This is a genomic window from Paenibacillus dauci, assembly GCF_000971985.1.
Classification (GTDB): Bacteria; Bacillota; Bacilli; order Paenibacillales; family Paenibacillaceae; genus Saccharibacillus; species Saccharibacillus dauci.
The window spans coordinates 94,694-106,760 of the sequence record NZ_LAQQ01000005.1; the positions used below are offsets into that span (position 1 = coordinate 94,694).

Consider the following 12,067-nt stretch of genomic DNA (forward strand, 5'->3'; position numbering starts at 1 on the left):
TATTCAATCCCTGTCGGCTACGACCAGAATGTCCATATTTCGTGCATAACGAAGTACTTTGCGTAATATAGATTCCCTCCCCCATCGTTTCCATCGGGGAGTACTGGATTGGCCCAGAAGCATCTGTGTAGCCTGATGCTTCTGGGCTTCTTCGTTAATGATTCGTGCCAGATGCGTTAGCCCTTTACAGTCAGATTCATACTGAATATTGAATTCTCCACCAAGACGATTCGTAAGCTTGCTGAACTTGTCTGCTTTGAGAGCCGCATCTCCAATCAGTGACTGCGGATTTCCTATATGAATATATGTGACAATCAGTCTGGCTTTGAGCCGATAGGCAATACGGAATCCTCTTCGGATCAACCGCTCTGCTTCATGATCCAGTTTCACTCCAACAAATATAATTTCTTCCCTATGCCATGGACCACGTAGCGAATCTATACGTTCCCATGATTCGAGACGATCATCTACATCATCAGCCACTTCACGGAGAGCCAGCTCACGCAGTGCAATCAGATTACCGAGTTTGAAAAAATGATTCATTGCCTGCTCTACTTTGGCAGCAGCATAGATTTTGCCTTCTTCCAGCCGTTGCTGCAAAGTCTGCGGTGTCACATCAATCAATTCAACTTCATCTGCCAGATGCAGAATGGAATCGGGTACGGTCTCGCGGACGCGAATTCCGGTAATCTGTTCAACCGCATCATTGAGACTTTCCAGATGCTGAATATTTACAGTGGAAATTACCGAGATACCTGCATCCAGCAGTTCCCTGATATCCTCATACCGCTTGCTGTTTCTACTACCCGGCACATTCGTATGCGCAAGCTCATCAATGAGTGCTACTTCGGGATTACGTGCAAGTACCGCATCCAGATCCATTTCTTCCAGCTGTCGATCGCCATAACTGATTTTGCATTTGGAAATCATCGGCAAAGTAGCCGCCTGAGCAGCTGTCTCCTGTCGTCCATGGGTCTCCAGTAGCCCGATCACTACATCAATTCCCTGACGCAACAGCTCATTTCCTTCTCTTAGCATGGTATAGGTTTTGCCGACACCTGGAGCCGCACCTACATAGACTTTGAATGTGCCGCGCTTGATCTGATCGATTTTGCGTTCGATTTCTTCGGAAGGTAACCGTCGGTAGACCTCATTTCTTTTGACTGCGCTGGTGCGTGCAGGCAGAATACGCTCACCTTCCTGCTCTGCCCGATCAGCCATCAAAAAAATATCGATATCCCGTGTATACAGCAGCAGACCATTAATAACCGAACGATTCACTATTTCCTGCCAGCGGTTCTGACGTGAATGCCCCAGTACAATTCGTGTCACCTGATGCTCACGGGCATAATTCACCATCTGTCTGGGTAGCATCTGCTGCGAACGAATAGGAACTTCTTCGAATACCCCGCCGATCTGCCGGGTCAGCTCTTGAAATGCATTTTTGAAGGTCTGCTCTTCTCGCGTCAATTTACGGCTGGAATTGCGAAAGGAGACGACAAGTAGGTCTCCACTGAGCCGTCTGGCAATCTGCTGACCCCGTCTGATATAGATCGACCCGTTCCAATGATACTGTGCCGATACCATAATGCGCTCGGCAGTACCGGTCGGACCGGTCAGTCCCTGCTCAGCACGGTGCTTTTCCAATGTACCGCCGACTCCCTCCGCAACCGTACGCAATGCCAGTTCGCGTAGTACAGCCAGATTGCCACGTTCAAAATAGTCACGGTCTGCACTGTTATTCAAATGACCGGCAAAATAACGCTGGAGGATAACCTCCGGCGTTACATCAATCAGACGAACTTCATCTGCCTGTTCCAATACATTGGCAGGAACAGTACATTTCACTTTACGGCCAATATATTGCCGTGCCAGTTCTGCAACTCCTTCGAGTTCGTATACATTCACAGTAACCATAATGCTGATACCATGCTGCAGTAGATGTTGAATATCTTCCCATCGGGTAGCATATTGGGCTTCCGGGCGATTATGATGAGCCAAATGATCCACCAGTAGTACTTCCGGATTGCGACCAATAATCTGTTCGATATTCAGATCCTTTTGCTCACTCTGCTGTCCGTCCTCTTCTATTTTGGTCCAGTGAATGCTCGGAATTCGTTCCAGATCACCAAGCTGCTGTACGGTCTCTGGTCGGCGAAGAGTAGATACCGCACACATCGCTACATCAATACCCTCCTGCTTAAGCAGCTGACCATCCCGGAGCATATGATAAGTCTTACCGGAGCCGCTGACGGCTCCGATATAGACTTTGAGTTTGCCATGATGCAATTTGGCGATCATTTGCAGCATCTCTTCAGGTGTCTTGCGCCGAAACGTACTCATGACTGGGCACGCAGCTGCTGCACTGCCAGATTCAGTTTGAGTACATTAACAGCTGGTTCACCAAAAATGCCTAATTGTGCAGAAGTTGTATTTTCTTGTACCAGCGATTGAAGCTGATCCGCTTTCAGGCCAGTCAGTTGGCTGATACGGGGAATCTGGGCTGCCGCTGCCTGCGGTGTAATATCCGGATCAAGACCCGAGCCGGAATTGGTCACCAGATCGACAGGCAGTGAAGATACGGGAACGTCAGGATTCTGCTTTTGCCATGCAGCGACTGATTCTTCAATTCGTTTGCTTAAATCAGGATTGGATGGTGCATAGTTCGGTGAACCCGATCCGTTGGCATTATATTCGATGCTGGACACCCGTCCCTGGAAATAATGAGGATCGGTAAATGACTGTCCGATCAGCTCTGAACCAATCACATCGTGGTTGCTGTTATATACAAGGCTGCCTGCCGCTTGATGCGGCATGGCAACTTTGGCTATTCCTGTAATGGCTAATTGATATAGTACACAGCACAGGACAAATAGTATTGCACTCGTACGTAGTGTAATCCATACATTTTTCACGTTTATTCTTTCCTTTCCGAATAGGCAATTAATCTTGGTAGACAGTTAATATTGCTCATATACAGACCATGCTATTACAGAATCAGACAAACCACTGGATCAACAAATCAATCACTTTAATCCCGATAAATGGCACCACTACACCACCGAATCCATAAATAAACAGGTTACGTTGTAACAATCGGCTGGAGCTCATTGGCTTGTAGGCTACCCCTTTCATCGCCAGCGGGATCAGAATAGGAATAATAATCGCATTAAAAATCAGTGCCGACAGGATCGCTGAAGTCGGTGAGTGCAGATTCATTACATTAAGTAGCTGCATCTGCGGAATAGCAACCATAAACATAGCGGGAATAATCGCAAAGTACTTGGCAATATCATTGGCGATACTAAATGTAGTCAGACTGCCACGCGTCATCAGCAGCTGCTTGCCAATCGCTACCACTTCGATGATTTTGGAAGGATCAGAATCCAGGTCAATCATATTGGCAGCTTCCTTGGCGGCTACCGTACCGCTGTTCATTGCAATCCCGACATCAGCTTGCGCCAGTGCCGGAGCATCATTAGTACCATCTCCGGTCATCGCAACCAGCTTGCCTTCAGCCTGTTCGCGGCGAATAACAGCAATTTTGTCCTCGGGTGTACTTTCGGCGATATAATCATCGACTCCTGCTTCTCTTGCTATGGTTGCTGCAGTGAGCGGATTATCACCGGTACACATAATCGTCTTGATTCCCATACTGCGCATCTGTTCAAAACGTTCTTTCATGCCTGCTTTGACGGTATCCTTGAGATAGATCAATCCATAGATCGTATCATCTACTGCTACCGCCAGTGGTGTACCACCTGCCGAAGCAATTGCATCACTATTGGCTTGCAGGGAAGCAGGAATGGTTCCGCCCTGCTCGGTCACCCAGTTTTTGACCGCATCTACAGCTCCCTTGCGCACTTTGCGTCCGTCCGGCAGATTTAGTCCGCTCATACGCGTCTCTGCCCTGAATTCGATAACCTCCGCGTCTCTCCCCAATTCCTGATCATAATTCCAATTTTGCTTTTTCATAAGTTCCAGTACGGATCGTCCCTCTGGTGTCTCATCATAGGTTGAACTGATGGCTGCCCAGTACCCTACGTCCTGTGCAGCATGTCCATCGGTAGGTACGAATTCGCTTGCCATCCGATTACCGTAGGTGATCGTACCGGTTTTATCCAGAATAATAGTATTGATATCCCCGGAAGCTTCGACTGCTTTGCCTGACATGGCCAATACATTAAATCGGGTCACCCGGTCCATACCGGCAATCCCGATAGCAGACAACAGACCGCCAATTGTTGTTGGAATCAGACAGACCAGCAGGGCAATCAATACCGGAACAGCCAGATCAATCTCCAGATAATTCGCCATGAATGGCAGGGTAACAACAACCATCATGAATATAATAGTCAAGCTTATCAACACTGTGTTTAATGCAATCTCATTAGGTGTCTTTTGGCGTTCTGCTCCTTCGACCAGACTGATCATTCGATCCATAAAGGATTCGCCGGGATCGCTTGTAATACGTATCCTAATCTCGTCACTAATGACCATGGTACCTCCGGTCACCGAACTGAAATCTCCACCCGCTTCCTTGATAACCGGAGCGGATTCACCGGTTATGGCAGATTCATCTACAGATGCCAGCCCCTTGATGACTTCGCCATCTCCAGGAATCATTTCTCCCTGGGATACTCGCACAATATCGCCTTTACGCAGATCGGTAGAAGGTACTTCTACCGTCTTCTCACCATCAATACGATGAGCCATAATTTCTTTTTTGGTCTTTTTGAGAGAATCTGCCTGTGCTTTGCCACGTCCTTCAGCCAGCGCTTCGGCAAAGTTCGCAAACAATATAGTGAATAATAAAATAACAGCTACAGATATATTGAAACCGGTCGATACAGATTCTCCGAAAGCATTGGGCATGAAAATCAATAAAACACTGATTATCAGACCTACTTCTACTACAAACATGACTGGATTTTTCATCATTAATCTGGGATTTAATTTTATGACCGATTGCTGCAAAGCCTTGCTAATCAGTTCCCGGTTCATCACGGAAGCTTGATTTTTCATTGCTGATTCCTCCACTTGAAATGTCTCTATTTTCGCTATGCTTTATTTATCAAATAGTCATATATACAGATCAATCGCTGAGATAGGTTACAGCTCCGCATTCGGGTAATGTTATTGGATATTCTCCAAAGCGGCTGCTCGTCCATACCTTTACAAAGTCAGCTGTTCTGCAATCGGTCCCAGTACAAGCGCCGGGAAAAACGTCAATGCCCCTACGATGACAACAGCAACTACAAATACCAAGCCAAACAGCGGCTGATCGGTACGCAATGTTCCACTAGTCTCAGGTACCGGCTTTTTCATGAGCAATGATCCGGCTACTGCCAGCAAAGTTATCATTGAAAAGTAACGTGCGATAAACATAACCACGCCGGTCGACACATTCCAGAATATCGTATTGTCCCCCAACCCTTCAAAGCCCGAACCATTATTGGCTGCAGAAGAAGTAAACTCATACAATACCTGAGTCAATCCATGATAGCCCGGATTGGAAATGGTGTCCGGGTATGCCATCAGAGCAATAGCCGTTGGTGCCAGAATCAACAATGGCTGGATCAGCAACGTCACTGCAATCAGCTTCATTTCTCTGCCTTCGATTTTGCGTCCCAAAAATTCAGGCGTTCGTCCAACCATCAATCCGGACAGGAACACCGCGATAATGGCATACATCAGCACGTTAAGAACCCCGACTCCCGAACCGCCAAAGACTGTATTAAGCATCATATTCCCAATAGCGACCATACCCGCGATCGGTGTCAATGTATCATGCATAGTATTTACTGCGCCTGTCTCCGACGCCGTAGTTACTACCGAATAAAAGGAGGATTGTTCTACACCAATACGTACTTCCTTACCTTCCATCGAACCTGTACCCTGCTGGATACCTGCCTGCTGAATGAGCGGATTCCCCTGATGCTCACTTACCAGCGATACGCTCAGTATCACGATAAACATCATCATCATGGATACGAACAATACACGCCCCTGCTTATTGTTGCCAACCATTTTGCCATATGTAAATGGCAGTGAGACCGGAACCAGCATCATCAGCATAATTTGTAGCATGTTACTGATACCGCCCGGATTCTCAAATGGATGCGCGGAATTGGCTCCCATAAAGCCTCCACCATTGTTACCCAGCTCCTTGATCGCCAGGAAAGTACCCATAGGTCCTGTAGCAATCTGCTGCTGCGCTCCTTGCAACGTCTGGGCAGTCACTCCGGTCTGCAAGGTCTGCGGTACACCAAGCCCGATCAGGATGATTGCTGCAACACAGGCCAGCGGAAGCAGAATCCGTGTTACTGCCCGAGTCAGATCCACAAAGAAATTACCAAGCGGCTTGCCTGCCAGTCCACGAATAAATGCGATAGCTACTGCAATCCCTGTGGCCGGTGAGACAAACATCATAAACACGATCGCTGTCATCTGCGAGAATAATGACAATCCGCTTTCTCCACTATAATGCTGAAGATTTGTATTCGTCATAAAACTTACAGCTGTGTTAAAAGCCAGATCCGGGCTCATTGCACCTATGCCTGCCGGATTAAGTGGCAGCTTATCCTGCAAACGGAAAATCATATATACTACCAGCAATAATACCGTGTTGCTGATCAATACAGCGGCTGCATACTGCTTCCAGGTCTGATTTTCCTGACGGACACCACCAACACGATAAATTCCTTTTTCCAGCGGACCAAACCAGCGATCCAGACGTCCTGGTGTGTAATCAAATGCTCTCGCAATATAACTGCCCATAGGACGAGCCAATAAAATAACGATGATCAAAGTTACTGCAATTCCGATATATGGAAGAATACTCACAACACTCGCTCCTGCCTATTTAAAATTTTTCCGGATAGATTAAGGCATAACACAGATACACCAGCAAACCAGCAATAATAATCCATAATAACCAGGTCACTTGTCATTCCCTCTTTCTCCAATGACTCGGGATGACCATTCTGCCAATCCTCCAAGTGCGAATGCGATGAGTATTACCAATACGATCATCATGATGTCCAGCATGGTTTCGTTGCTCCTTCGTTAATAAGTTCATTTTCCTATCCATGGATTGCCAAGGATATTGTTTATCTTCAAAACGTATTATCTTTGCCAACAAATATTTACGTATTGCGCAAATGTACCACACACATATAAGTGTTTTTAAATCGTTGTTATGTGTATTATTAGCAGTTAATCCTAGAATAAATTCCAAAATTGGCGCAAAAAAAGAAGCCTGGAGAAAAGCAGAACTTTTTCCAGGCTTCCTGACAGATCTTCTGCTTGCTGGTGCATCCATTTCATGCAGCACCAAACAAACTTTACTATCTGTTATAAGTCGGATATAAGTTCTCCCTGATACGCTGACGAGGTTAGCTGTCGGGTTCGGGCTGGAAGATTGCCCGTTCCGGAAGATTCCGGAATTTACCCCATGTCATAGACCGTATAAACTCTTTTCAGTCCTTAGGCTGCTATGACGATTGGTTCCCCCGCTTTCCATATGCAATGGAAACTAAGCGTTGTAACGTTTTCCTGTATGCTGCTCAGAGCATAATAAAACACAGAGCTCTTATACCCTGTGTCATGAATGGCACAAGTCTTACACTCCCTCTCCATCTGTGCTTACGAGGTTAGCTGTCGGATTCGGGCGGTGAGAGTCGCCCTACCTTCAGACCGATACCATGGTGATCGGCCTGAAGGATTCACCCCTTGCGGTATATAAGGTGGCTCTCACACCGCCATTATTCCCGCTTTATTGGTTCCCCCGCTTTCCGGTTAGACCGGAAACTCAGCAATTACAGAATATAAAACCCAATTATAATGACTGCCATTTACAGCAGTCGCTGATTCCAGATTTACTATTCAAATCCGGGAATCTCTAAATCCTGAAATGTATGTTACGCCTGTCCTTGCTAACTGTAAAGGTGACAGAAAAGGCAAAATGGACCCTGATAGTTCACAAATGTCTTTTTACAACAATTATTAATTTTTTATCTATCTGAAGCTCTTTATTGCTCTGCTTTTCTTTTGTTTTCGCGAATTCGACTTTATTTTCATTGATGCAAACATCTTTTTTGCAAAAACGTGAAAATGAATATGTAATTCTTTTCATGCGTAATACAGATACTGTTCTCTTCAAAATAATAACTTGTTTCCATAATAAAAAGCCGAAGCATCTAAAATACTTCGGCAACTGTTACCTATAGGGACAAATCTGATAGATTTTGAGGGTGACTATTCAAAATGTGTCTTATCAGCGGGTATGACGCATCCAGATATTGTGCTGCTCCTCCGTCATTTCTCCAATCATTTGCGAGAAATTCACATATTGGGCAAAAGCATCCTTAAGCAGTTCAAACTGGGCAAATGTCCCGGTGAACTTTTCCAGGGTCACCGAGCGGCCTATCGATTCCAGATTGCCGATCTGGCAGCCTTCCATGAGTTTGAGCTCCTTGAGTGCCGGCAAATCAGCCAACGCGGATATGTCATCAATACGGGAATCATACAAAGTAAGACTCTCCAACTGAGCATAACCACCCAGATAACGAATATGCCGATCCTGCAGCGCTCCAATATACAGCTTACGCAGTGGCAGCATGCGCCCAAGCTGTTCCCAATCTTCCTCCTGCCATTCATCGGCTCCCAAAATAGTAAGTTCACACAGCTCCGGCAAACTCGAAATATATGCAGCAGCTTCGCGAGTCGGAGCCGAGATTGCGAGCTTGTGCAGCGTAGTCAACTGGGCTAATGGAGAATAATCCTGAACTGCAGTACCACGGCAATCCAGTTCATACAGACGTGACAGATTGTTCAGCGGTCTCAGATCCTGCACCTGGGTATCCTCAATATTCAGAATCTGCAAATAAGGCAAATTCTGAAGGGGTGACAGATCACGTACCGGGTTACGAAACAGATGCAACTTTTTCAGTTCCCGACAGCTCGCCAGCGGAGTAATATCTTCAATCTCATTGCGATTCAACAGTAGTTCACGAACCTGCAGGCAGCGGGACAACGGACTGATATCGCTCAGATGTGCATCCGGTAAATAGATCTGATTAGCTGTTACAAAAGATTCTGCATCTCCATGACCTTCTGTAATCAGATTACGCCAGACAGGGTCCAGACTCGCAAACCAGGTATCCAGTTGCTCACTTTCTTCTCCTTCAGGCTGCTGTATAATGTCGCCCATCGCATAGGTCTGAGCATCCTTCAGTAGACGGGATTGTTCATTACGACCATACATCCAGTAACCCATACCTTCTTCTTCTACAACCGTATAATTCCCTTCACGCACCGTATCCCGCATGAAATGGATAAATGCTCCGAGGCTGGGGGCAATCACATGTTTCATTTCTTCGTCCCGGCCAAAGTTGATGATTTGGCCAGCTATGCCTTTTTCGGCAGGGTCCAGATCGATTCCAAGATGATTGCCTCCGCCATCATGACAGAATGGAATCCAGCCTTTATTGATATACTGTTCCTTGATCCAGCCGGATGGAATGGAATAATGATCGCCCAGCTCCTGATATTGCGGCTGCAGATCCGACCATATTTTCCATTCGCTCACCATATCGTCCAGACTCAAAAACTGAAGCCCAAAGAAAAGGCCGGGGCCATTGCGGGATTCCCCATTATGAATATGATAGAGCTGTCTTAATTCATCCGGAAAGGTGACTCCCATTGCCTGCTCTGCCTGAGCAATCTCTACATCTCCGGCAGGCGGCAGCAGAAAGTCCTCCAGACTGTTCAGTTCCGGTCTCAAAATGGACTTGATTTCCTCGATCCATGTTCCTATCATATACAAGCCTCCTTTTTCCTAACCTAAACCAAACTCTCCATTTTTATTCATCTACACTGCACAGGCTACCTGCACCTTTCTCTATGTAGCTCCCGATCAATCCAGCAGAGCACTGCGTTTGAAAATAAGAACAACTTCTCCCAGATCTCCCTGGCTGATAGTTGTATCAAAAGAAGACACAAGCTCCCAACCATCAAACCCCAGATTGTTTAATTCCTCCTGAAGCAGACGGTCATCGACTCTGCCATTCACAAAACCGGCTGCCGGTAATTTTAATGTTTTATATTCCCACTGACTCATGGTATGATCTTCCTTTCTTCAAAACAATTCGGCTTTTGCCAAAAAGGGTATACAATGTATAAGAAATAGTCATGTATACTGAAGCATCTGCCGATTATCAAATTGTATGAATGAATCGAAATCTTGACTTATTTGAACCGATCCAACAAGCTATATTGTAACATAATAACGATAAGGAGTTACACCAGACTCGTGATGAAGACTATAGGGCTTGTCCGCCATTTCAAAGTGAATAAGGAATTCCCCATTCGGCAGATGGTGACGGTTCGCGAGCTGGTCACCTGGCTGGAGGAGTATGATGTTGCCGACATCGAAGAAGGGCAAACGGATTTGCAGGGACTGAATTGGGAGAAATGTTTTGCCAGCGATCTGCCGAGAGCACTCAAAACAGCCCAGTATATCTATCCCGGAGAGATCATTATTATGCCCGAATTGCGGGAGATTACACCGCCTACCTTCCAGACCGAACTACGCTTTCCCTTTATTGGATGGGCCGTTTTTGCCCGGATCGCCCCTCTGCTGAGCCGGCGCTACAAACGCATGGTCGCCGAGACGGAAGCACGGATCGATCGCGCACTGGATGTCATTCTTTCTTCGGATGCCGAGCATGTACTGGTAGTCAGCCACTGGGCGTTGATGCTGTATATGCGCAAGCAGCTGATCAAGCGCGGATTTGCTGGCCCTCGAATGCGGATGGTCGAGAATGGTAAGCTGCATATTTTCCGGGATGCCGAAGCACAGGCTGCTCTGCGCCAGACCAAGCGCTAATCCGATGAAATAATAAACACGTTGTTCGTATATTCTTTGCACCAGTACAACTGAATCCCCTCGTTATATTGTGGATATTCAAACACCCTGTTCCGATAATCCGGACAGGGTGTTTTTTTATACCTATATTAGATCTTTGCTTCCATAGCTCGCCCGCTAATGAACAGATCAATCGTCTCCTGTTCATATTCACTGAGTTCTCTGCCGTATTGGACTTGCAGCCGTTCAGCTACCTGATTACGGTCATGATCTGCATTTTGTACGAGCAGTGCTGTACGTTCCAGCAGAATCAGCTCCTGATTGAATCGCTCAGCATCCCAGATCTCTGCATGATGAGACAATACTATCGTATCGGCATCGTATTTGCGCAGCGACTGAATCAGCTTCAGCGTAGTCGCCGGGGTATAACAATTGGGCGTCACATGGATATTCGGATATAGTGCATCCCCAAGGAATAATACTTTGTCTTCCCGGATATAGATGATCGAAGAATCAGCGGAATGATCTCCACCGACATGTTCGATAATACAATGCACACGTCCAAGATCAAGCTCCAGCTTACGGTCAAAAGTAATATCCGGTGTAGGCAGTAGAATATCGCGTTCTTCGCCAAATTCTTTTTTGATGGCATCGGCGCAAAAAGCAATTTCAGTGCCTTCCTCTACACGCCGATCCAGATCTTCATCGGACCAGGACAGCTTCTGCATTTCCTTGATGTGCTGTGTCGTCAAGGTCTGGGCGATAATGGTTGTATTGGCCTGATTCATGCCAAATACATGATCCCAGTGCCAGTGAGTGAGTACCAGCCAGCGTGGAGAAATATCCAGCTTTACCAATTGATCGATAAAAAGCTGGATATGGCTTGCGGAATTCCCTGCATCGATCAACAAGGTGGAACGGGTACCCGTGACAGCCGCCAGAATAGGACGATCGGTTTCCTGATAGGGAGTTAGATAATTAATATGGGAAGATAAATTCTGCATAATCTGCATAGATGGCAGCTCCTGTTCTGATTCATAGGCACCTGCACAGCGGCAAGGTGCATCTTATGATAAATTCCATAGATGGATAGCGTATTCATAGGACAGTTCGGCTTTAAATGTATCCGGACGATTAGGTATACAGGCTATTTCTATATTTCCCTATTGTACTACATCTGATCGCTGTACCCAATGG

The 12,067-nt window shown here is 46.3% G+C and carries 9 protein-coding genes and 2 riboswitches; of the genes, 1 reads left to right on the forward strand and 8 read right to left on the reverse strand.

Features of this window, described 5'->3' with window-relative positions:
• Positions 1–3: 3 nt before the first annotated feature.
• From WH46_RS18215 to WH46_RS18240, 7 genes are all read right to left on the reverse strand, one after another.
• The gene (locus tag WH46_RS18215; RefSeq protein WP_046227834.1) at positions 4–2,343 is read right to left on the reverse strand and encodes a histidine kinase; all 2,340 of its coding nucleotides are present in this window, start codon (positions 2,341–2,343) and stop codon (positions 4–6) included.
• Positions 2,340–2,915, reverse strand: a complete 576-nt coding sequence (gene kdpC, locus WH46_RS18220) for a potassium-transporting ATPase subunit KdpC (RefSeq protein ID WP_046227835.1) — start codon at positions 2,913–2,915, stop codon at positions 2,340–2,342. Before kdpC ends, WH46_RS18215 begins: the two co-directional genes overlap by 4 nt.
• A gap of 82 nt (positions 2,916–2,997) precedes the next feature.
• Positions 2,998–5,025 (reverse strand): potassium-transporting ATPase subunit KdpB, encoded by a 2,028-nt coding sequence (gene kdpB / locus WH46_RS18225; protein WP_046227836.1) that lies wholly within the window; start codon positions 5,023–5,025, stop codon positions 2,998–3,000.
• Between the two features lie 150 nt (positions 5,026–5,175).
• Positions 5,176–6,846, reverse strand: a complete 1,671-nt coding sequence (gene kdpA / locus WH46_RS18230) for a potassium-transporting ATPase subunit KdpA (RefSeq protein WP_082208448.1) — start codon at positions 6,844–6,846, stop codon at positions 5,176–5,178.
• A 19-nt stretch (positions 6,847–6,865) separates the two neighbouring features.
• The gene (gene kdpF / locus WH46_RS24610) at positions 6,866–6,946 is read right to left on the reverse strand and encodes a K(+)-transporting ATPase subunit F (protein WP_064505584.1); all 81 of its coding nucleotides are present in this window, start codon (positions 6,944–6,946) and stop codon (positions 6,866–6,868) included.
• Between the two features lie 425 nt (positions 6,947–7,371).
• Positions 7,372–7,554, reverse strand: a riboswitch (cyclic di-AMP (ydaO/yuaA leader).
• Between the two features lie 74 nt (positions 7,555–7,628).
• A riboswitch (cyclic di-AMP (ydaO/yuaA leader) is annotated at positions 7,629–7,829 on the reverse strand.
• Between the two features lie 449 nt (positions 7,830–8,278).
• Positions 8,279–9,823, reverse strand: coding sequence for an SMI1/KNR4 family protein (locus tag WH46_RS18235; RefSeq protein WP_046227837.1), 1,545 nt, complete (start codon positions 9,821–9,823; stop codon positions 8,279–8,281).
• Between the two features lie 96 nt (positions 9,824–9,919).
• Positions 9,920–10,123: a DUF4177 domain-containing protein gene (locus WH46_RS18240; RefSeq protein WP_017812038.1), complete on the reverse strand. Its 204-nt coding sequence runs from the start codon at positions 10,121–10,123 to the stop codon at positions 9,920–9,922.
• Between the two features lie 195 nt (positions 10,124–10,318).
• On the opposite strand from WH46_RS18240, the gene WH46_RS18245 reads away from it, so the two are divergent.
• Entirely contained in the window at positions 10,319–10,891 is a 573-nt protein-coding gene (locus WH46_RS18245) for a histidine phosphatase family protein (protein WP_017812037.1), read from the forward strand.
• Positions 10,892–11,019: 128 nt separating this feature from the next.
• Here WH46_RS18245 and WH46_RS18250 read toward each other — a convergent pair whose 3' ends face one another.
• Positions 11,020–11,883 carry an MBL fold metallo-hydrolase gene (locus WH46_RS18250; protein WP_046227838.1) on the reverse strand — a complete coding sequence of 288 codons (864 nt, stop codon included), beginning with the start codon at positions 11,881–11,883 and terminating at the stop codon, positions 11,020–11,022.
• Between the last annotated feature and the right edge of the window lie 184 nt (positions 11,884–12,067).